Origin of the sequence: Streptomyces sulfonofaciens (assembly GCF_014656295.1) — a bacterium.
GTDB lineage: Bacteria > Actinomycetota > Actinomycetes > Streptomycetales > Streptomycetaceae > Streptomyces > Streptomyces sulfonofaciens.
The window spans coordinates 97467-118903 of sequence record NZ_BNCD01000023.1 but is presented as its reverse complement, the minus strand read 5'-3'; the positions used below and the strand labels follow the sequence as shown (position 1 = coordinate 118903).

Annotated in this window: 17 protein-coding genes, 3 tRNA genes and 2 pseudogenes; 11 read left to right on the top strand and 11 right to left on the bottom strand. The window is 72.1% G+C overall.

Annotated features, from left to right (window positions below; genetic code table 11):
- The 8 genes and pseudogenes from IE313_RS29000 to IE313_RS28965 all read right to left on the bottom strand — a co-directional run.
- A pseudogene (locus tag IE313_RS29000) lies at positions 1 to 119 on the bottom strand (ATP-binding protein); the annotation flags it as partial.
- On the bottom strand, positions 100 to 681 hold the full coding sequence (locus tag IE313_RS28995) for a DUF742 domain-containing protein (protein WP_189937386.1): 582 nt from the start codon (positions 679 to 681) through the stop codon (positions 100 to 102). The pseudogene IE313_RS29000 and the gene IE313_RS28995, both read right to left, overlap by 20 nt.
- Positions 682 to 772: 91 nt before the next feature.
- Positions 773 to 1186 carry a roadblock/LC7 domain-containing protein gene (locus IE313_RS28990; protein ID WP_189937385.1) on the bottom strand — a complete coding sequence of 138 codons (414 nt, stop codon included), beginning with the start codon at positions 1184 to 1186 and terminating at the stop codon, positions 773 to 775.
- Between the two features lie 10 nt (positions 1187 to 1196).
- Positions 1197 to 4532, bottom strand: coding sequence for a sensor histidine kinase (locus IE313_RS28985; RefSeq protein ID WP_189937384.1), 3336 nt, complete (start codon positions 4530 to 4532; stop codon positions 1197 to 1199).
- A 439-nt stretch (positions 4533 to 4971) separates the two neighbouring features.
- Positions 4972 to 5547: a GTP-binding protein gene (locus IE313_RS28980; RefSeq protein ID WP_189937383.1), complete on the bottom strand. Its 576-nt coding sequence runs from the start codon at positions 5545 to 5547 to the stop codon at positions 4972 to 4974.
- Positions 5528 to 5935 carry a DUF742 domain-containing protein gene (locus IE313_RS28975; RefSeq protein ID WP_189937382.1) on the bottom strand — a complete coding sequence of 136 codons (408 nt, stop codon included), beginning with the start codon at positions 5933 to 5935 and terminating at the stop codon, positions 5528 to 5530. The genes IE313_RS28980 and IE313_RS28975 overlap by 20 nt, the downstream gene beginning before the upstream one ends.
- Positions 5936 to 6057: 122 nt before the next feature.
- On the bottom strand, positions 6058 to 6471 hold the full coding sequence (locus IE313_RS28970) for a roadblock/LC7 domain-containing protein (RefSeq protein ID WP_189937398.1): 414 nt from the start codon (positions 6469 to 6471) through the stop codon (positions 6058 to 6060).
- Positions 6472 to 6480: 9 nt separating this feature from the next.
- A complete protein-coding gene (locus IE313_RS28965; RefSeq protein ID WP_189937380.1) occupies positions 6481 to 10503 on the bottom strand; it encodes a sensor histidine kinase in 4023 nt (1340 codons plus the stop codon).
- Between the two features lie 543 nt (positions 10504 to 11046).
- On the opposite strand from IE313_RS28965, the pseudogene IE313_RS28960 reads away from it, so the two are divergent.
- The 7 genes and pseudogenes from IE313_RS28960 to IE313_RS28930 form a co-directional block, all read left to right on the top strand.
- Positions 11047 to 11229, top strand: a pseudogene (locus tag IE313_RS28960) (hypothetical protein); the annotation flags it as partial.
- 219 nt (positions 11230 to 11448) lie between these two features.
- The gene (locus IE313_RS28955; protein ID WP_189937378.1) at positions 11449 to 12249 is read left to right on the top strand and encodes a fumarylacetoacetate hydrolase family protein; all 801 of its coding nucleotides are present in this window, start codon (positions 11449 to 11451) and stop codon (positions 12247 to 12249) included.
- Positions 12242 to 13741 carry a glutamate--tRNA ligase gene (gene gltX / locus IE313_RS28950; protein ID WP_189937376.1) on the top strand — a complete coding sequence of 500 codons (1500 nt, stop codon included), beginning with the start codon at positions 12242 to 12244 and terminating at the stop codon, positions 13739 to 13741. The genes IE313_RS28955 and gltX overlap by 8 nt, the downstream gene beginning before the upstream one ends.
- Before the next feature lie 179 nt (positions 13742 to 13920).
- Positions 13921 to 14697 (top strand): HAD family hydrolase, encoded by a 777-nt coding sequence (locus IE313_RS28945; RefSeq protein WP_189937375.1) that lies wholly within the window; start codon positions 13921 to 13923, stop codon positions 14695 to 14697.
- Positions 14698 to 14783: 86 nt separating this feature from the next.
- Positions 14784 to 14855 (top strand) — tRNA-Gln (locus IE313_RS28940).
- A gap of 21 nt (positions 14856 to 14876) precedes the next feature.
- Positions 14877 to 14949, top strand: a tRNA-Glu gene (locus IE313_RS28935).
- Between the two features lie 83 nt (positions 14950 to 15032).
- Positions 15033 to 15108 (top strand) — tRNA-Glu (locus tag IE313_RS28930).
- A 328-nt stretch (positions 15109 to 15436) separates the two neighbouring features.
- On the opposite strand, the gene ndgR is transcribed toward IE313_RS28930, so the two are convergent.
- On the bottom strand, positions 15437 to 16153 hold the full coding sequence (ndgR, locus tag IE313_RS28925) for an IclR family transcriptional regulator NdgR (RefSeq protein WP_189937373.1): 717 nt from the start codon (positions 16151 to 16153) through the stop codon (positions 15437 to 15439).
- A gap of 194 nt (positions 16154 to 16347) precedes the next feature.
- Here ndgR and leuC point away from each other — a divergent pair, with 194 nt between their 5' ends.
- From leuC to IE313_RS28905, 4 genes are all read left to right on the top strand, one after another.
- Complete coding sequence (gene leuC, locus IE313_RS28920) at positions 16348 to 17778, top strand: 3-isopropylmalate dehydratase large subunit (protein WP_189937371.1); 1431 nt, start codon at positions 16348 to 16350, stop codon at positions 17776 to 17778.
- Between the two features lie 107 nt (positions 17779 to 17885).
- Positions 17886 to 18479 (top strand): 3-isopropylmalate dehydratase small subunit, encoded by a 594-nt coding sequence (gene leuD, locus IE313_RS28915; protein ID WP_189937369.1) that lies wholly within the window; start codon positions 17886 to 17888, stop codon positions 18477 to 18479.
- Between the two features lie 330 nt (positions 18480 to 18809).
- On the top strand, positions 18810 to 19037 hold the full coding sequence (locus tag IE313_RS28910) for an SCO5555 family protein (protein WP_189937368.1): 228 nt from the start codon (positions 18810 to 18812) through the stop codon (positions 19035 to 19037).
- A gap of 163 nt (positions 19038 to 19200) precedes the next feature.
- Positions 19201 to 19854: an HU family DNA-binding protein gene (locus IE313_RS28905; RefSeq protein ID WP_189937366.1), complete on the top strand. Its 654-nt coding sequence runs from the start codon at positions 19201 to 19203 to the stop codon at positions 19852 to 19854.
- A gap of 189 nt (positions 19855 to 20043) precedes the next feature.
- Here the strand turns inward: IE313_RS28905 and IE313_RS28900 are convergent, their stop codons facing one another.
- Positions 20044 to 20406 carry a hypothetical protein gene (locus IE313_RS28900; protein WP_189937401.1) on the bottom strand — a complete coding sequence of 121 codons (363 nt, stop codon included), beginning with the start codon at positions 20404 to 20406 and terminating at the stop codon, positions 20044 to 20046.
- Between the two features lie 178 nt (positions 20407 to 20584).
- Positions 20585 to 21250 (bottom strand): 2-phospho-L-lactate guanylyltransferase, encoded by a 666-nt coding sequence (gene cofC / locus IE313_RS28895; RefSeq protein WP_189937364.1) that lies wholly within the window; start codon positions 21248 to 21250, stop codon positions 20585 to 20587.
- Between the last annotated feature and the right edge of the window lie 187 nt (positions 21251 to 21437).

Here is a 21437-nt window from a genome sequence, read left to right as displayed (position 1 = left end):
TTGATCTCCGAGACCGCGCCGACGAACGTGGTCTTGCCCACGCCGAAACCACCGGCCACCACGATCTTCGCGGAGGTGGTCGACCGGGCGGATCCGCCGCTAGAGCTTGCGAAGTCCACTGAGCACCCTTTCGAGCAATGTCACATCAGGCTGGCCCCCGGCGTTCTCGTCGCCGCCGGGCTGGTGGATGGCCACGAGCCCGGCCTCCGCCAGGTCGGCGACGAGGATACGGGCCACGCCAAGAGGAATGGTGAGAAGCGCCGAGATCTCAGCCACCGACTTGATCTCCTGGCACAGACCGCAGATCCGCTGGTGCTCGGGCAACTGCCCCTGCACCTGGAGCGGCGTGGCGCTGGTGGACACCAATGCCTCGAGGGCGAGCTGGTACCGCGGCCTCGTCCGGCCGCCCGTCATCGTATACGGCCGTACCAGCGGATGATCACCCGAGGCCCCCGCAGGCGCTGATTCCGGCTCGTCGGGACGCCGCAGGGGCTCGACGGTCTGGATGCGGGGGCGCGGTTGCTCGTACGGCACCGGTGCCGGGGACTGGTGGAGGTGGGGCTGTCGTGGCGCATAACCGCCGCTGGGCGCGGAGGGCGGGCTGTAGGGGTCCAGCATGCCGTCGTCCTGGCCCTGCGCCGGGCTGTAGGGCCAGCCGGAGCCGTCTCGGGGTGCTGCCACGATCTCCTCCTCCGCCTTCCGGGCCCAAAACACCGGGGAACCGTGTCCGAAACCTTACGGCCACGGGTCGCCACGCCGCATCGTCCGGTGGCTAGTTGAGAAGGCTCCCTTGGAGTTCCGCGCGCAGATCGGGCGTGAGAACGGTGCCCGCCCGGTCGACGAGAAGTGCCATCTCGTACCCGATGAGCCCGATGTCCGCTTCGGGGTGTGCAAGTACCGCGAGCGAGGACCCGTCGGAGATGGACATTATGAAGAGGAATCCACGCTCCATCTCCACAACTGTCTGGTTAACCGGGCCGCCCTCGAAGATGCGGGACGCCCCCGCGGTCAGCGAGGTCAGGCCGGAGGCGACGGCTGCCAACTGGTCCGCGCGGTCACGGGGAAAGCCTTCGGACATCGCCAGAAGGAGGCCGTCGGCGGAGACCACCACCGTGTGGGACACCCCGGGGGTGGTCTCCACGAAATGGGTGATCAACCAGTTCAGGTTCTGTGCCGCCTGGCTCATCGGGCTCACACTAACGCTCCTGGTTGTAGGTGCTGTCGTGACCACTGTGACCGTTGTGTGGGTCCTCCGTGGCCAGACCATTGCTGTTACTGCCTTCGTTGCGCCCCCGCTGCACGCCGCGGACGAGCCTGCTCAGCCTGCCCCGGACGTCCTCGGGAGCGCGGGAGACCTGGACGCCGCCCTGCGGGGTCTGCTCGGCGGTGCCCTCGACCAGGTTGGCCCTGGGCACCCGCCGCGGCAGACCGGATGACGTCACCCCGCCGGCCCGGGGCGCGCGGAGTGCCTCGGCGCGCTGCCACCGTTCGTCGTTGGCAGAGTGCCATCCGCTCCCCACGGGCTCCGGCGCGGCCGGATCACCACCGGGCGCCACCTGGTCCGAGTGCGGGCGCCCGCCGGGGTCCTGGCGGTCGTCCGCGCGCTCCCGGCCGGTGGCGGAGGACTCATCGCCTCCGCCGCCCGCGGCGGGGCCACGGCGGGGAAGGCCCGCGTCGGTCAGCTCGTGGCTGCTGCTCGGAGCCGGCCCCGACCGGTCGAAGCCTACGCGGTCACGACCGTTCCCGTCAGCGTCCACGGAAGATTCCGCTTGTGCTTGCAACGCCGTTGGGTGGGCCGCCTGGAAACTGCCCTGGTGTGCCCACTCGCCCTGGTGGGGGCCGCCGTCGTAGCTTCCGGACAGCGCCTGCCCGGCGCCTGTCCGGTCCGCTCCGGCTGCCTCCGGATAGGGGCTTTCCAGGGGGCTGGAAGGGGCCGCGGACGGCCCGCTGCCCATGCCGGCGTAGCCGGCGTCGTACGGGCTCCGGGGCGGCTGCTCGTACCCGTGCTGCGACCGGTCCCCGAAAGCCGCCTGAGCGCCGCCGTGCGCGTCGTACTGCGCGCCGTACGCCTGCGCGTCGTAGGCCGAGCCGGCGGCCCCTGCGTCGTACCCGGAGCCGGCGGCCGCTGCGCCGTACCCCGGTGCCGTGCCCCGTGCGTCGTACGCCGGTCCGCCGGCCCGGGTGCCGTACGCGGCCTGGTCGGCGCCTTCCTGCCCGGGCTGGGGGCCCGTGCCCAGGGCGGCGTGCCGTTCGCCGCGCAGCAGCGAGCGGGCGACCCGGTCCAGATCGCGGGCGGTGGAATCGGCGTACCGGCTGTCGTCGAAGCCCAGCTCGGCCGCGGTGCGCAAGGGCTCGGCGGGGTACGCCTGCTGCTCGGGGATGATCGAGGAGACGGTGAACTCGGCCTCGTCGTGCTGCGGCTCGCCGCCACCGCCGTGCGTGATGGCGTCGGGCAGCATGACGAGCGAGGTGGTTCCCGAGTGCTCGGCGGAGGGCCGCAACTGCACCCGGATGCCGTGCCGCTCGGCCAGCCGGCCCACCACGAACAGGCCCATGCGCTGGGAGACCGCGGCATCCACGGCCGGCGGCTTGGCCAGCCTGTGGTTGATGTCGGCGAAGTCCTGCGGGGTCAGGCCGATGCCCTGGTCATGGATCTCGATCATGATGCGGCTGTCCGGCAGCCGGGTCGCGGTCACCCGCACCCTGGTCTCCGGCGAGGAGAACGCCGTGGCGTTCTCCAGCAGCTCCGCAAGCAGGTGGACCAGGTCGGTCACCGCGAGGCCGTGGATCTCCGCCTCGGACACGCCCACCAGTTCGATCCGGTGGTACTGCTCGACCTCCGAGGAGGCCGCGCGCAGCACGTCCACCAGGGGCACCGGCTGGTCCCAGCGGCGGCCCGGCTCCTTGCCGGAGAGCACCAGGAGGTTCTCGCCGTTGCGCCGCATCCGGGTCGCCAGGTGGTCCAGGCGGAAGAGGCTGGCCAACTGGTCCGGGTCGGTCTCGTGGTTCTCCAGGTCGGAGATCAGCGCGAGCTGGCCCTCGATCAGGGACTCGTTGCGCCGCGAGAGGTTGGCGAAGATCGCGTTGACGTTGCCGCGCAGCATGGCCTGCTCGGCCGCCAGCCGCACCGCCTCGCGGTGCACCTGGTCAAAGGCCCTCGCGACCTCGCCGATCTCGTCCGTGGAGGAGATCGGCAGCGGTTGCACCCGGGTGTCGACCCGGCCCGGCGCGGTGCGCGAGAGCTGGTCGACCAGCATCGGCAGGCGCTGTTCGGCGATCCCGAAGGCGGCCGTGCGCAGCCGGCGCATGCTCCGGCTCATCTGACGGGCCATCAGGCCGGCCAGGACGACCGCGGCGAGCAGGGCGACCAGGACCACCGCACCGGTGACGAAGGTGGAGCGCCGGGCGTCGTCGGCGATGCCCGCGGCCTCGTCCACCGCCCTGTCGGCGAGATTCGACTCGATCTGGCGGTAGGTGTCGCACCGCGCGGTGGTCGTCGCCCACCAGTTCTCCTGGGTGACGCCCTGCGCGGCGATGGCCTGCCGGTCGGACTGCGCGGTGCCGGGCAGCGCGGCGAGTGCGGCGACCATCCTGTCGGTGGCCGGCGGCGGCACGTAGTGCTCGCCCTTCGCCTTCGCGGCGGCCGCCTTCTTTCGGGCCGCCTTCGCGCCGTCCTCCTTGAGCCTGGCCGTGGCCCGGGAGAGCGTGGCCACGTCCTCCTCGGTGCCGCCGGAGCGGTACTCCTCGGTGGCGATGCCCTCCAGGTACGCGTACGAGCTGAGCGCCACCCGCTGCCTGTTCAGGTCCGCAGGCCGCGGACCCGGCTCGACCAGCAGGTGCATGCCGATCGAGCGCTGCAGGGAGGCGGCCGCCTTGGCCAGGGAGATGGCGTAGACCGTGCGGCCGTAGCTGGTGATGTTGCCGGTGCCGAGGCCGAGTTCGTTGGCGAACTCCATCAGGGGGTGCTCGATGGCGACGTAGCCCTCTTCGGTCCGCACGCCGCCGAGCCGGCTGGTGTAGGCGGCGGCGCGGAGCTTGGTGAGGCCGGGCTCGGTCCTGCGGAAGTCGGTGAGCCGGCGCTCCAGGCCCTCCTTGTGCGGCATGTCCTTCGCCGCGGCGTCGAAGGCACGGGCGGCCCGGTCGGTGGCGGCGCGGGCGTTCGCAACGGCCGGATCGTTGCGGTCGCCGCGCAGCAGGGGCGCCGCGGAGACGTCGCGTTCCTCGATGAGCCGCTGACCGTAGGTGAGGGCGGCCCGCACCAGGCGTGCGGTGTGCTCGGCGTCCTCGGCCTCGCGCCAGGTGTCCACCGACCCCTTCACCTGGAAGCCGCCCATCACCAGGCCGACCACCACGGGTATCAGCAGGATCGCGTACAGCCTGGTCGGCACGCGCCAGTTGCGCGGCGAGAACCGGCTGCCCGCGGGTGGCAGCGGGGCGGGCCCGGCACCGTTCGCGGATGGCGCCACCGCGCGCGGCGGCGGGGTGAAGTTGCCCCGCGACGACGGCGCAGGACCGTTCATGCTTCGGCTCACTCGACCAACAACCTCTCGGCATCGGCACCGACCGCGTGCCGCTGTCTCTCCCCGGTCCTTGTACAACCGGGCAGTTCTCGGCATTCCAGCACGTCAGCAAGTACTCCTCCAAACAGCGGAGGGCGAAAGCACGCCGCTCGGAGGGCCGCGGATAAAAGGGGCATAAATAATAAGCCCCGCCAAAAGGCGAGGCTCATGTCAGCACTGTGGCACCGGACGACCGCGACGTGTTGCGGCGTCCGCTCAATTCTCTGTCGAAATGTTATGAACACCCGAAGCGGCCGTGTCAACCGACACGGCCGCCCCCGGTCGAGGACGCCGACCGCCATGGCGCGAGCGTCGTCCGTACGGCGCGGGGGCCGCTCGGCCGACCGCCCGGCACGGCCCGTGGACCGCGCTCCGCACGTCCCGGCAACGGGGCGCACCGTACCTCCGACCGCTACCGGAGCCGGGCCATGAGCGCGTGTTCGACGAGAGTGATGAGGGCACTCTTGGCGTCGGCGCGGTGGCGGGCGTCGGTGGTGATGATGGGGGTGTCGGGGCCGATCTGGAGGGCTTCGCGGACTTCGTCGGGGTTGTAGGGCTGTTGGCCGTCGAAGCCGTTGAGGGCGATGACGAAGGGGAGGCCGGAGTTTTCGAAGTAGTCGACTGCGGGGAAGCAGTCGGCGAGCCTGCGGGTGTCGACGAGGACGACGGCGCCGATGGCGCCGCGGACGAGGTCGTCCCACATGAACCAGAAGCGGTCCTGGCCGGGGGTTCCGAACAGGTAGAGGATGAGGTCCTGGTCGAGTGTGATGCGGCCGAAGTCCATGGCGACGGTGGTGGTGGTCTTGTCGCCTGTGTGGGTGAGGTCGTCGATGCCGGCGGAGGCCGATGTCATGACGGCCTCGGTGCGCAGCGGGTTGATCTCCGAGACCGCGCCGACGAACGTGGTCTTGCCCACGCCGAAACCACCGGCCACCACGATCTTCGCGGAGGTCGTCGAGCGACCCCCGTCAGAGCTTGCGAAGTCCACTGAGCACCCTTTCCAGCAGTGTCACATCCGGCTGACCGCCGGCATTCTCATCGCCCCCGGGCTGGTGGATCGCCACGAGCCCGGCCTCCGCCAGGTCGGCGACGAGGATACGGGCCACGCCCAGCGGCATCGACAGCAGAGCGGAGACCTCCGCAACCGACTTCACCTCCCGGCACAGGTGGCAGATCCGCTGGTGCTCCGGAAGCAGCCCCATGAGCTGCGCCGGGTCAGCGGTCGTGCTCACCAGCGCCTCGATGGCGAGCTGGTAGCGCGGCCTGGTCCGGCCACCCGTCATGGCGTACGGACGCACCAGCGGCTGGTCGCCCTCGGCACCGTACGACTGGTGGGACGCTCCGTACGGATCGTGAGAGGCGGTGGGCGGGGTCATGAATCCTCCGGGCGGGACAGCAAGGGGTCTAGGTGCCGTCTGACAGAGCCGGTGGGGGGACTGTGTGTGGCGGCCGGACGGTGCGGTGGGTTCGTTCGGACGGTGGTGTGGTCTGAGAAGGGCTAGTGAAGCAGGCTGCCCTGGAGCTCCGCCCGCAGGTCCGGGGTGAGTACCGCACCCGCACGGTCCACGAGCAGCGCCATCTCGTAGCCCACGAGACCGATGTCGCACTCCGGGTGGGCGAGGACGGCCAGCGAGGAGCCGTCCGATATCGACATGATGAAGAGGAACCCCCGCTCCATCTCCACGACCGTCTGGTTCACGGGACCGCCCTCGAAGATGCGGGAGGCCCCGGACGTGAGGGAGGTCAGGCCGGAGGCCACGGCCGCCAGTTGGTCGGCGCGGTCGCGCGGGAAGCCTTCGGACATCGCCAGAAGGAGTCCGTCGGCGGAGACCACCACGGTGTGGGACACGCCTGGGGTGTTGTCCACGAAGTTGGTGATCAACCAGTTCAGGTTCTGTGCCGCCTGGCTCATCGGGCTCAACTAACGCTCCTGCTGGTGAGTGGGGCTGGGGAAGCTGTCGGTCGGCGAACCGGTGCCGGCCTGCCGCCCTTGCTGGATGCCCCGACGGAGATTGGTCAGCCTGCCGCGCACGTCGTCGGGCGCGCGCGACACCTGCGGTCCGGCCTGGTGCGGCTGCTGCTGAGCCGTACCCGCAACGAGATTGGCCCGCGGCACCCGGCGCGGCAGACCCGACGTGGTGACCCCGCCGGCCGTGGGCTGGCGGACCCGCTCCGCCTGGCGGACCAGCTCGTCGTTGGGCGAGCTGCGCCACGTGGAGCCGTCCGGGAGGAGCTGGCCGTTGGCGTCCACCGGGCCGCCGGGCCCCTCGCCGCCCGTACCGGCCTGGCCGCCCGTGCTCTGGAAGGCGTCGAAGCCCCCGGAGCCCGCGGACGCATCCGCCGCGGGTCCGGACGGCGCGTCCTGGGACTGGAGGTCCTGCGGCCCGCCGCGGCCGCCGCCGCGGAACCAGTTGGTCTCCAGTGTGTCGTAGAGCGGTGTGCGGCCGTCGCCGGGGCCGGCGGGCGGCAGCGACTCCGGCTCGTCGGCGCGCTCCCCGGGCCGCATCGGCAGTCCGCCGCGGTCGAACTCGGGCGCGGTGAAGCTGCCGGTGCCGCCCTGCGGACGCGGCACGGACTGCCCGCCCGCCGGCGGGCCGCCGAACGCGGGCCGCTCGAACTGCCCGGTGGACGAGGTGTCGCGGGCCGCGTCGCGGCGGTTGTCGTAGCCGGGTGCCGGGAACTGCCCGGTGGAGGCCGGGTCCTGCGGCCCCCGGTTGTCGTAGCCCGGTGCCTGGAACTGCCCGGTGGACGAGGGGCCCTGCGGTGCCTCGCGGCGGCTGTCCCAGTCCGGCACGGGGAGCTGCCCGGTGGACGAGGTGTCCCGGGGTGCCTCGCGGCGGCTGTCCCAGCCCGGTGCCGGGAACTGCCCGGTCGAGGCGGGGTCCTGGTAGCCCTGCCCGCCGAACGGGTCGGGCGCGCCCTGTCCGCCGAAGACGTCGGGGCGGGAGTACTGCCCGGTGTCCTGGCCGCCAGGGCGGGGAGCACCGAAGTCGGGCCGGGCGAACTCCGCCGTGGACCCGGGGCCCTGGCGGTCGTCGATCCGGGGCATCTCCGCCGTGGAGCCGGGGCCCTGCCGGTCGCCGCCGCCCAGGGCGGGGAACTGCCCGGTGGAACCCGGACCCTGGCGGTCCATCCGGGCGAACGGGGAGTCGTGCTCCTCGTGGCCGCGCGGCGCGTCAGGACGGGACTGCGGCCCCGTGTCGTTGCTCCAGCTCGGCACCCGCTGACCAGCGGGCTCCTGTGGGGCGCCGCCGGGCGGCTGCGGGGTGCCGCCGGGCAGCTCGGCACGCGGAGCGCCGCGCGCCGGCAACTGGGGCCTGAGGCCCCGGTCGGCCTCGCCGGTGCGCTGAGGCGGCACGGGGGCGCGGCCTTCGCCGAAGCCGGCGTCCCGCCGGCCTGAACTGCCCGCGCCGACCGGGCCGACCGGGCCGAGACCCGGCGTCCCCGAGTCCTGTCCGAAGGCGCTCGCGCCGACCGGGTTGCCCTGCCGGGGCACACCGGGGCCCTGGGGGGAGACGGGGCCCTGCGGGGCCACCGGGCCCTGCGGGCGGCCGGAAGTGCGGGAGTCCCCGCCGGGGCCGGGACGCTGCGGGGCCTGCGGCCCGGTGTCGCGGGAGGGCAGTGCCGCCCGCGGGGCCGAGCCCGCACCGACCTGACCGCGCTCCGGCCCGGCGCCGACCCGGCTCCCGGAGGCTCCGGGGGCAGCGGCGCCCGCACCACGGCGGGCGGCGGCGGCACCGGCGGCGGCCTGGGCGGCCGCCGGTGCGCCGGCGGCGGGGGCCCCGGCCTTGCCCGGGCCCCGCCGGCCGCCCTGGGCCACGTCGACGGGCAGCATGACCAGTGCGGTGGTGCCGCCGGAGTCGGAGGGCCGCAACTGGATGCGGATGCCGTGCCGCTGCGAGAGGCGGCCGACCACGAACAGGCCCATCCGGCGGGAGACCGAGACATCCACGGTGGGCGGCGCGGCGAGCCGCTCGTTGATCGCCGCCAGGTCCTCGGGGGAGAGGCCGATACCGGTGTCGTGGATCTCGACCAGCACCCGGCCGTCCGGCAGGGCGTGACCGGTGACCTTGACCTTCGTCTGCGGCGAGGAGAACGAGGTCGCGTTCTCCAGCAGCTCGGCGAGCAGGTGCACGAGGTCGTTGACGACGCGGCCGGCGACCTCGGTCGCGGGCACGGCGGCCAGCTCGATGCGCTCGTACTGCTCCACCTCGGAGGCGGCGGCGCGCAGCACGTCGACCAGCGGCACCGGTCGGGTCCAGCGGCGGCCCGGCTCCTCGCCGGCGAGCACCAGGAGGTTCTCGCCGTTGCGGCGCATACGGGTGGCGAGGTGGTCGAGCTTGAAGAGCGAGGAGAGCTGGTCCGGGTCGGCCTCGCGGGACTCCAGCTCGGAGATCAGCGAAAGCTGGCGCTGGATGAGGCCCTGGCTGCGGCGCGAGAGGTTGGTGAACATCGCGTTGACGTTGCCCCGCAGCAGGGCCTGCTCGGCGGCGAGGCGGACCGCCTCGCGGTGCACGTCGTCGAAGGCCGTGGCCACCTTGCCGATCTCGTCCCGGGAGTGCACGCCGACCGACTCCACGGAGGTGTCGACGTCCTGCGGGTCCGACTCCGAGAGCTGCTTGACCAGCTCGGGCAGGCGGTCCTGGGCGACCTTGGTGGCGGTCATCTGCAGCCGCCGCAGCGAGCGGATCATGGACCGGGCGACGATGAAGGCGCCGATCAGCGAGACACCGAGCACCAGCAGGATCAGCGCACCGCTGATGACGGCGTTGCGCTCGGACTCGCTGCGCAGCTCGCGGGCCTTCTGCTCCATCTCGTTCAGCAGCGTCAGCTCGATCTTGGACATCGCCTGGATCTTGGTGGAGTCCGCGTCCACCCAGTCCTTGTACGAGCGCTTGTCCTGGATCTTCATGCCGCCCTCTTGGTTGAGGACGTGCTGCGTGTAGGTGTCCGCCTCCTGGACGGTGGGGTTGCCGTCCTCGATCGGCTGCAGGAGCTCGTCGGCGTTGCCCGAGTAGATGCCGCTGAAGATGGTGAGCTCGGCGCGCTCCTTGTTGTACGCCGCGAGGGCGTAGCGGCGGTCGGTCTCGCTGAGGTCGCCCCGGTCGTGGTTGTTGGGCGGCAGGGCGGCGGCGATCACGGCCCGCTGCACGGACGCGAACTCCTTGGCGGAGGAGAAGGCCGCCAGGGCGCGGGTGCGCTGGATCATGTCCGGGTTGCTGGTGGCCTGCGCCATGTCCTCGGAGAGCGCGAGCAGTTGCTGGACCAACTGGCTGTAGGCGTCGACCGTCTGGGAGGAGGACTTGGGGTCCTTGTAGGCGTCCTTGCGGATCGTCTGCAGGGTGTTCAACTGGCTGGTGATCTGGACGACGCTGGAGCGTATGCCCAGCAGGCCGCTGTCGCCGCCCGTGTCGTCGATCTTCTGGCTCTCGTTCTTGAACGCGTTGAGCGCCAGGTCGGTCTTGTCGCGGGGGCCCTTGACGTCGAAGTCGGTGGCCTTGTCACCGTGCGCGAGCGGACCGGCCGACTGGTCGCGCTCCTCCTCCAGCGCGGCGGCCAGCTCGGTCGCCTGCTTGGTCATGTCCGTCAGCAGCTTCATGTTGTCGAGCTGCTGGAGTTCGTCCAGGGACTGGTTGATCCGGACGGCGCCGAGGGTCGTCGCCGCCACCACGGGGAGGGCGAGCAGGGAGACCAGTCGGGTGGAGATACGCCAGTTGCGCAGCGCTATTCGGGGTCCGGTGCCGGTCTGGGTCCGGGGCTTGGCGACGGGCTTGGGGGCCTGACCGCTCGGAGCGGGCGCCGGCCGCTGGGTGCGCTCACCACTCTCGCCGGGCGGCCTGGAGCCGGGATTCTGGGCGTGCGGGGCCGAGGGGCCGCGGTCGGGCCCGCCGTGCGGCTCCGACTCGGCCGAAGCGCTGCCATCCCTCTTGTAACGTCCCTGCACTAGCGTCGCAACCTCTGGACCAGGCGCCCTTCCGTGTGAACGGACGGACGGTGTCGGCGTGGTGGGGCGCTCGGCACCCCGTGGTCTTGAGTAACCGGCGCCGGTCCCCCTTCCCGCCGCCGTTCGGCGCTGCTCTGCGCCCCTGTGCGCCGGACTCCATCCCCGCGGCGGTCCCGGGAATTCCAGCACAGTGCGGGATCTCCAACAAGGCCCGTGTCCCAGCCTGTGGCCACGGTGACGCGGTGTGAGGAATGGGTTACGTGACGTGGAAAGCGTTCCGCCTTATAACGGACTTTTCGCTGGGCCTCGGCCGTATGGGCCCGGCGTCCCGGACGCCGCGATCGGGAGCGGAATGAGGGCTTCAGTGGTCTGATGTCCGTTTCCTGCCCCCTTCTGGCCGGTCTGGTTCGTCGCTTTTGTACCTTCATTCGTGAGCAAACTCACATGGAGATCATGGCCGCTTCCCACCATGCGGCCGGAAGACGATGTTTAGCCTGACGCTTCACAGACATCCCATCTACTGCAAAGGTCCCCAGCGGTCTCATGAAGACGACGATGATGTTCCGCACGATAGCCAACCCTCGGCGCACCACTCTGGCCCATCTCGACGAGGCCGAGCAGCCGAAGGTCCAGGAGCAGCCGCAGGAGCACGCCGTCGTCCTCCCGTCGCAGACCGCCAACCCCCGCCGTACGGTTCTGCTCACCGCCCCCGGCGCGGCCGCCGAGGAAACCCCCGCGAGCACGCAGTCCGCCGAGGGCGCCGAGGGTGCCACGGGCAACGAGGGCGCCGAGGGCTGATCGCCGCGTCCCCCGTACCCCCGTACGCACGACGAGGCACCCGCCGCGCGTGAGGCGCGGCCCGCCGGTGCGCACGGTGCCCTCCGCCCCGGGCGTTAGCCTTGAGCGTCAGACTCCAGCCGGCTCACTGAGGGGCGTAAGGCAGCCGTGCGCATCGCCAGGTTCTCCATCGACGGAAACGTCGCCTTCGGCGCGGTCGAGGGCGACGGATCCCAGGCCGGTCAGGCCGAAGGGCTCGTCCTCGACATCATCAAGGGCATCCCGTTCACCGACTTCGAGCTGTCCGGCACGAAGGTGCCGCTGAGCAAGGTGCGGCTGCTGCCGCCCGTGCTGCCCAGCAAGGTCGTCGCCTTCGGCCGCAACTACACCGAACACGCCGCAGAGCTCGGCAACGCGGTGCCCGACGTCCCGTTCGCCTTCTTCAAGCCGTCCACCTCCGTGGTCGGCACCGGCGACGAGATCGTGTACCCCTCCTTCTCCGAGGAGCTGCACCACGAGGCGGAGCTGGCCGTCGTCATCGGGCGGATGTGCCGGGAGGTGCCGCGCGAACGCGTCGCCGACGTCGTCTTCGGTTACACCTGCGCCAACGACGTCACCGCGCGTGACGTCCAAAAGCGCGAGAAGCAGTGGGCACGCGCGAAGGGGTTCGACTCCTCGTGCCCTCTCGGCCCCTGGGTGGAGACCGGCATCGACCTGGCCGCGGCCGGCGACCTGACCGTGCAGTGCACGGTCAACGGCGCCCAGCGCCAGCTCGGCAGGACCAGCGAGATGATCCACTCGATCGAGGACCTGATCGTCAACATCACCCAGGCCATGACCCTGCTTCCGGGCGACGTCGTCCTCACCGGCACCCCGGCAGGGGTCGGCCCCCTCAGCGACGGCGACGAGGTCGCCGTGACCATCGAAGGCATCGGCACTCTCACCAACAAGGTGATCAAGCGTGGCTAACGCACCCGACCCGGCCGGCCCGGCCGTGCGCGTAAGGTTCTGTCCCTCGCCGACCGGCAACCCCCACGTGGGCCTGGTCCGCACCGCCCTGTTCAACTGGGCCTACGCCCGCCACCACGGCGGCACGTTCGTGTTCCGCATCGAGGACACCGACGCGGCCCGCGACTCCGAGGAGTCCTACGAGCAGTTGCTGGACGCGATGCGCTGGCTGGGCTTCGGCTGGGACGAGGGCCCCGAGGTGGGCGGCCCGTACGCGCCGTACCGCCAGTCGCGCCGGATGGACCTGTACCGGGACGTCGCACAGCAGCTCGTCGAGAGCGGCCACGCGTACCACTGCTACTGCACCACCGAGGAGCTGGAGACCCGGCGCGCCGCGGCCCGCGCCGCGGGCCGGCCCTCCGGGTACGACGGCCACTGCAGGACGCTCACCCCCGAGCAGGCCGAGGACTACCGCGCCGAGGGCCGGACGGCCATCATCCGCTTCCGTATGCCGGACGAGACGATCACCTTCACCGACCTGGTGCGCGGCGAGCTGTCCTTCGCCCCGGAGCACGTCTCCGACTACGGCATCGTCCGTGCCAACGGCGCTCCTCTATATACGCTCGTCAATCCGGTCGACGACGCGCTGATGGACATCACCCACGTGCTGCGCGGCGAGGACCTGCTCTCCTCCACCCCGCGGCAGATCGCGCTGTACCGCGCGCTGATCGAGCTGGGCCGCGCCAAGAGGGTGCCCTCGTTCGGCCATCTGCCCTACGTGATGGGCGAGGGGAACAAGAAGCTCTCCAAGCGCGACCCGCAGTCGTCCCTCAACCTCTACCGCGAGCGCGGGTTCCTCCCCTCCGGCCTGCTCAACTACCTCTCGCTGCTGGGCTGGTCGCTGGCGCCGGACCGGGACGTCTTCACGGTCGACGAGATGGTCGCCGCCTTCGACCTGGCGAACGTCAACCCGAACCCGGCACGCTTCGATCTGAAGAAGGCCGAGGCGATCAACGCCGACCACATCCGGATGCTGGACGTGAAGGCGTTCATCGAGTCCTGCGAGCCCTGGCTGAAGGCCCCGTACGCGCCCTGGGCCCCGCAGGACTTCGACCGCGCCGCCTTCGAGGCGATCGCACCGCTGGCCCAGACCCGGGTCACCGTCCTGTCGGACATCACCGCCAACGTGGACTTCCTCTTCCTGCCCGAGCCGGTGGACGACGAGGCGTCCTGGGCCAAGGCGATGAAGGAGGGCGCGGCCGACCTCCTGAGGACGGCCCGTGCGAACCTCGCCGCCCTGGGCGGGGACGACTGGCACGCCGAGGCGCTGAAGGCCGCCGTCCTCGCCGCGGGCGAGGCGCACGGCCTCAAGCTCGGCAAGGCGCAGGCCCCGGTCCGCGTCGCCGTCACCGGCCGCACCGTCGGTCTGCCGCTCTTCGAGTCCCTGGAGGTCCTGGGGCGCGAACGCACCCTCTCCCGGGTGGACGCGGCGATCGCCAAGCTCGGCGCCTGATCCTTCCCACGGCCGCCCCGGCCGGGCCGCTCGCGCCCGCCCGGGGCGGCCGTGCGCCGTCCGCCGGCACCCGGGGCCCGGCCCAGCACCGTCCGGACCCGGCCCGACGCCGTCCGGACCCGGTGCGGACCCGGCGAACGCCCCTCTGCTCCCGTCACCGCGCGGCTAAGCTGACGCGTATGGAGCGATCCGTGCCCACCACAGGCAAGAGGCGTGGTTTCGCACGCCGGACCGTCAAGGCCGTCGTCTGGGACGTGGACGACACGCTCTTCGACTACGCGGGGGCCGACACCGCCGGTATGCGGGCGCATCTGGTGGCCGAGGACCTGCTGGAGCGGTACGGGAGCGCCGAGGCGGCCCTGGAGCTGTGGCGCGCGATCACGGACCGGCACTGGGCGCGGTTCGCGGCGGGCGAGGTGGAATTCCAGGAGCAGCGCAGGGACCTGGTGCGCGAGTTCCTGGCCGCGGCGGCGCTGGACGACGCCGCGGCCGACGGCTGGTTCGGCCGCTACCTCGCGCACTACGAGGCCGCCTGGTCGCTCTTCCCCGACACCGTGCCCGCGCTGGACGCGCTCAGCGGCACCCACCGGCATGCCGTCCTCTCCAACTCCGCCGCCCGGCTCCAGGAGTACAAGCTGCGCACCCTCGGCGTGCGGGACCGTTTCGAGGCGCTTCTGTGCGCCGCGGAGCTGGGTGTCTCCAAGCCCGACGTGGCTGCCTTCCTGGCCGCCTGCGAGGCGCTGGGCCTGGAACCGGCCGAGGTCGCCTACGTCGGCGACCAGCCCGAGATCGACGCGCGCGGCGCCCGCGACGCCGGACTGCTGGGAATCTGGCTGGACAGAACGGGCGGCAACGGGACGGTTCCGGAGGGTGTGCACCGGATCAGGGGCCTCGCCGAGCTGCCGGCGGTGCTGAACGCCGATACCCGTTTTGGAGCCCCGTCCACCTTCGGGTAATGTTCTTCCTGCGCCGAGGGAAACGGGCAGGGCCCCGGAACCCCAGGCGCAAGCCGAACAAAGACCCCCTGGGGGTTGTGTTCCGGTGGCCTATGGTGTAATTGGCAGCACGACTGATTCTGGTTCAGTTAGTCTAGGTTCGAGTCCTGGTAGGCCAGCTCGCAGAGCTTATCTGCAAAGCCCCCGTTGTGTAGCGGCCTAGCACGCTGCCCTCTCAAGGCAGTAGCGCCGGTTCGAATCCGGTCGGGGGTACGGATCCATCCCGTGGTCCGGTCGGGTCATCCCACCGCTCCACGGTGACAAGGCCCGGTTGACGCCGGGTGGGATCGCCAAAGGCCCCCGTTGTGTAGCGGCCTAGCACGCCGCCCTCTCAAGGCGGTAGCGCCGGTTCGAATCCGGTCGGGGGTACCAGAGATCCGTTCGAGGGCTCTCCGCTGACGCGGGGGGCCCTTCGTCCGTTTCCGGACTGTGGCTCGACCGTCAGGTGCGGGTCGGGCACGGGCCGGGGCACGGGTGCCACGGGTCGGTGCGGGTTCGTGGAGCGGGAAGGGGCCGCCGCGGCGTTGGGGCCGCCCAGCCCGCTCGGCGGGCACGGAGTCGGAGATCGGGCACGAGGTCGAAGGTGCTGCCGGCCTGTCCGGCCGGTCCCGGGACGCCCGCGGGGCGGGGGTCGCGCTCGTGGGCAGGGGTGGCCGCACATGGGCGCCGGCGGGCGTGCGCGGATGGCGCCCGGGGCGGATCAGCCGGCCCGGCGCAGCGCGTCCGTGAGCCGTGCGGCCGCGTCGATCACCGCCTGTGCGTGCATCCGCCCCGGATGCCGGGTGAGCCGCTCGATCGGTCCGGACACCGAGACCGCGGCCACCACGCGGTTCGAGGGCCCCCGTACCGGCGCCGACACCGACGCCACCCCCGGCTCCCGCTCACCGATCGACTGGGCCCAGCCCCGCCGGCGCACGCCGGACAGCGCGGTGGCGGTGAAGCGCGCTCCCTGGAGGCCCCGGTGCAGCCGCTCCGGCTCCTCCCAGGCCATCAGGATCTGCGCCGACGAACCGGCCTTCATGGTGAGCGTGGATCCCACCGGCACCGTGTCCCGCAGGCCCGACAGGCGCTCGGCGGCCGCGACGCAGATCCGCATGTCGCCCTGGCGCCGGTAGAGCTGCGCGCTCTCGCCCGTGATGTCCCGCAGATGCGTGAGCACCGGGCCCGCCGTGGCCAGCAGGCGGTCCTCGCCGGCCGCGGCGGCCAGCTCCGCGAGGCGCGGGCCCAGGATGAAACGGCCCTGCATGTCCCGCGCCACCATCCGGTGGTGTTCCAGGGCCACGGCGAGGCGGTGCGCCGTGGGTCGTGCCAGTCCGGTGGCCGTGACCAGACCCGCGAGGGTGGCCGGACCGGACTCCAGGGCGCTCAGGACAAGAGCCGCCTTGTCCAGAACGCCGACGCCGCTAGAGTTGTCCATGCAACGATACTCGCGTCTCACTCTGTGAAACGCAAGTTCAATTTGACGAGGAACTTGCCACTCTGTAGGGCACCGGTCCGCGCACCGGCAGACGCCGTCGGCCGAGGTGTCCCAGGGCACCCGCCCATGGGGACGGGAGGCGGCATCCATGTCTCTAGTTGGGCCGGTCAACGATGCCGGCCGGAGGGAAAGCGATGGGTAGGACACTCGCGGAGAAGGTCTGGGACGACCATGTCGTCCGGCGCGCCGAGGGCGAGCCCGACCTCCTCTTCATCGATCTGCATCTGATCCACGAGGTCACCAGCCCCCAGGCCTTCGACGGGCTGCGGAAGAACGGCCGCCAGGTGCGCCGCCGCGACCTGACCATCGCCACCGAGGACCACAACACCCCCACCCTCGACATCGACAAGCCGATCGCCGACCCGGTCTCCCGCACCCAACTGGAGACGCTGCGCAAGAACTGCGCGGAATTCGGTGTCCGGCTGCACCCGCTGGGCGACGTCGAGCAGGGCGTCGTGCACGTGGTCGGACCGCAGCTCGGCCTGACCCAGCCCGGCACCACCGTGGTCTGCGGCGACTCCCACACCTCCACCCACGGCGCGTTCGGCGCCCTGGCCTTCGGCATCGGCACCTCGCAGGTCGAGCACGTGCTGGCGACCCAGACGCTGCCCATGGCCCGGCCCAGGACCATGGCCATCACGGTCGAGGGCGAGCTGGCGGAGGGCGTCACCGCCAAGGACCTGATCCTCGCCATCATCGCCAGGATCGGCACCGGCGGCGGCCAGGGCTACATCCTGGAGTACCGCGGCCCGGCCATCGAGAAGCTGTCGATGGAGGCCAGGATGACCGTCTGCAACATGTCCATCGAGGCCGGCGCGCGGGCGGGCATGATCGCGCCCGACGAGACCACGTTCGCCTACCTCAAGGGCCGCCCGCACGCCCCGGAGGGCGAGGACTGGGACGCCGCGGTGGCCTACTGGAAGACGCTGCGCACCGACGACGACGCGGTCTTCGACGCCGAGGTGCTCATCGACGCCGGCAGCCTCACCCCGTACGTGACCTGGGGCACCAACCCGGGCCAGGGCCTGCCGCTGTCGGAGCGCGTCCCCGACCCCGCTTCGTACGAGGACCCCTCGGAGCGTTTCGCGGCGGAAAAGGCCCTGGAGTACATGGGTTTGTCGGCGGGGCAGCCGCTGCGGGAGATCAGGGTCGACACCGTCTTCGTGGGTTCCTGCACCAATGGCCGGATCGAGGACCTGCGGGCGGCCGCCGATGTCGTCCGGGGCCGCAAAGTCGCCGACGGGGTACGGATGCTGGTCGTGCCGGGTTCGGCGCGGGTCGGCCTGCAGGCCGTCGACGAGGGGCTGGACCAGGTGTTCAAGGAGGCCGGCGCCGAGTGGCGGCACGCCGGCTGTTCCATGTGCCTGGGCATGAACCCCGACCAACTCGCTCCCGGTGAGCGCTCCGCGTCCACCTCGAACCGCAACTTCGAGGGCCGGCAGGGCAAGGGCGGCCGTACCCACCTGGTCTCGCCGCAGGTCGCCGCGGCCACCGCGGTGCTGGGCCACCTGGCCTCACCCGCCGACCTGTCCGACACCGACGTCACCGCGCCCGCGGCCGTCTGACCAGCTACGGGACCCGCGGGGACCGGGGCCGCGGAGCCGGGAGACCGGCCGGCGCGGCACCGGGCACCCGGCGGGCCGCCGGACGTCCGCTACCTCAGAGGAAGACCATGGAAGCCTTCACCACACACACCGGCCGGGCCGTCCCGCTGCGCCGCAGCAATGTCGACACCGACCAGATCATCCCCGCCCACTGGCTCAAGAAGGTCACCCGGGACGGTTTCGAGGACGGGCTCTTCGAGGCCTGGCGCAAGGACCCCGAGTTCATCCTGAACAAACCCGAGCGGCAGGGTGCGACGGTGCTGGTCGCGGGCCCCGACTTCGGCACCGGGTCATCCCGTGAACACGCCGTGTGGGCGCTGCAGAACTACGGCTTCAAGGCCGTGGTCTCGTCGCGGTTCGCCGATATCTTCCGCGGCAACTCGCTCAAGAACGGCCTGCTCACCGTGGTCCTCGACCAGAAGGTCGTGGACGCGCTGTGGGCCGTGGTCGAGGCCGACCCGACGGCCGAGGTCACCGTGGACCTCCAGGACCGCCAGGTGCGCGCCGAGGGCGTCACCGCGGACTTCGAGCTCGACGAGAACGCCCGCTGGCGGCTGCTGAACGGCCTCGACGACATCAGCATCACGCTGCGCAACGAGCCCGAGATCGCCGACTACGAGTCCCGGCGGCCGTCGTTCAAGCCGCGCACCCTGCAGTCCTGACGGCACCGGGGCACCGGACGGCCGCACCGCGCGCCCGGCGCCGCGGGCCGCGGACGCACCGCCGGGTACGGCCCCGCAAGGCACCGATGTACCCCCTACCGTTCACGGTTGGGGGTACATCCGTGTGTGCGGTTTTCCGGCCCCGCGGCACCCCCGCGCGGCAGCCGCCCCCGTATGCCAACTCACCCGCGGAGCAGGGGAGTAGGGCCTCTCCGGGCGGGCCTCACGGCCTCCGCGGGTGGCCGGTGGGAGCGGTGCCGGAACACGGCTGGAGCCGTGCAGTTGCGCCCCGGGCAGGCGACAACTCGCCCCAGATGGCACAATCGGTGCATGGACCGCGACGACCAACTCAGGCTCTACGGTCTTCTCGCGGACCAGCTCAAGGTCGCGCACGACAGGGTGCGCGCACTGCAAGTCCCGGAGGGCGTACGGATGGCGCTGACCCGGAAGCTGCTGGTCATCACGGCCGCGGCCAAGCACGATCTCGCCGAAGCCGCAAGGCGTCTGGAGCAACTGAACGCAGACCTCGACGAGGGCCGATTCCCCGGAGGCGTCTGAGCGTCGGCCCCGAGGGGGCCGTCCGGGAAGTCGCGGATGGTCGGGACTCATTGCGGCACAAGGGTGATTAGGCCGTTTCGTGTTTGATTTGCGGTATATATCTGCCTAACGTGCGAAAAAGCTTGAACAGATTCGTTCTGGCGATGTCTCCGAAGGGGAAGACGTGAACAAGGCGCAGCTCGTAGAAGCGATTGCCGACAAGATGGGCGGGCGTCAGCAGGCGGCCGATGCCGTCGACGCCGTCCTGGACGCCATCGTCCGCGCGGTGGTCGGGGGGGAGCGGATCTCGGTCACCGGCTTCGGGTCGTTCGAGAAGGTCGACCGGCCCGCCCGCTACGCCCGCAACCCGCAGACCGGGGAGCGGGTGAGGGTCAAGAAGACCTCGGTGCCCCGGTTCCGCGCGGGCCAGGGCTTCAAGGACCTGGTGAGCGGCTCCAAGAAGCTCCCGAAGCATGATGTCGCCGTCAAGAAGGCCCCCAAGGGCAGTCTGTCGGGCGGGACCAGGACCACCGCCAAGGCCGCGGCGAAGAAGGCGACGGCCAAGCAGGCGGCCGCGAAGACGACCGCCGCGAAGCGGACCCCGGCGAAGAAGGCGGCGCCCGCGAAGAAGACGACGGCCAAGAAGACGACCGCGAAGAAGGCCCCGGCGAAGACCACCGCCAAGAAGGCCGCCCCGGCGAAGAAGTCGACGGCGAAGAAGGCCACGGCGCGCAAGTCGGCCCCGGCGAGGAAGGCGACGGCCAAGAAGGCCCCCGCCAAGAAATCGGCGGGACGCACGACCAGCACCGCCAAGAAGGCCACGGCCCGCAGGAGGTAGGGGCACGCGGCGGTACGGGCACTCGCGCCGGGCCGGACTCCCTGGGGGAGCCCGGCCCGCGGTGTGTCCGCCGCCCGCCGCTGCGGCTGCGGCCGGGGCGGCGCGGGGCCGGCGGGTCGGGCGGGTGCGGTGGACCGGAGGATGACCGAGCGCGTGGGCTCGGTCACACAGCGGATCGGGCGCTGCTCCTCAGAGCGTCGCCAGCGTGACGAGCGTGATCCGCAGAGCGGTGCCCGACGGCGCCGATGCTGTCGACGGCTCGTCCGCGTCGGGAGTCCCGTCCAGCGCCCGGTCTGCGCGCGCGCCGTCGCGTGCGCCGCGGCCGCCGGACGCGGCGTGGGACGGCGTCTCACCGTCCGGTCGCCCGGTGTCCGTGCCGCCGTCCGCCTCGCCGCCCGCGGCGACCTCGATCCGCACCCGCTGCCCCGGGCGCAGCAGCAGCAGTCCGCCCGCGTCGAAGGCGGCCGTGCCGAACGGGACCGGGGTGCCGTCGTCGAGCAGCACGCTGCCGCTGCGGGTCTCGGGGTCGTACGTGTACGCGGTCGCCTGCATAGGGGCAGCGTAGGTGACGTACCGGTGGCCGACATCCGCGCCCGGCCGGGAGGGGAGCGGCGGCGGGCGGCCCGACCGGAGGGCGCCGGGCGGGAAGCCGGGCGAGGCGTTCACCGGACGGGGAGCCGGCCCGCGGGGCGCGCGGTCCGGTGAGGTGCGCCGGCTCAGCCCTCGATACTCATGTCCCACCCGTTGGGGCGTCCCTGGCGCAGCCCGAGATGAGCAGGCGTTCCGCGGCCGTGCCGGTGCGCGGGCCCACGCCGAGGGCGAGGGCGACTCGTAGGTCGTCGCCGGTGTCCACGTCCTGACGGACCGAGTCGACGCCGGTCAGCGCGAGTTCCACAGCCCCCGAGGCGGTGTGCCGCGCCCGGGACGCCGCTCCGAAGGCGGGCCGCAGGTCCCTGCCGGGCGCCGCGGCCAGCAGGGTGGTGCCGACGCCCGCAGCGTCCGCGAGGAAGGCCCGCGGGAACTCGCCGGCCGCCGCGAGCACCCGCGCCAGTTCGGCGGACCGCAGGGCGGGGAGGTCCGCGTTCAGGGCCGCCACGGCGGCGTCCGGCCGCCGGGCCCGCACGGCGGCCGCGCCGTGCGCCAGCGCCGCGTTCAGGCCCGCGGCGGGCTGGTCCGGCACGACCCGGGCGCCCAGCGCCGCCAGCTCGCGCCCCGCCCGGGCGTCGTCGGTGACGACCACCACACCGCCGACGCGCGGACAGTCGAGCGCGGCCGCCACCGTGTCCTGGGCGAAGGCCAGCGCGAGGCCGGGCCGCACACCGTCTCCCGCGGTGTCGGAGAGCCTGCTCTTGGCCTGCACCAGGGGTTTCAGCGGAATGACCAGGGTCCAGTGCACCGAGTTCCGTCCCTTCGCGTCGCGCCCATTGTCACCCCCGGGCAGGACTGACTCGCGCCCGGGCGGGTAAGCGAATCGGGCCGGGGTGCCGAGGGACGGAAAACACCCGGGCGTACGGTGTCCTCGACAGACCGGCGGCCTGGGGCGACACTTGTGCGACCTCAGACCCCTGACGGAAGGTGCACGC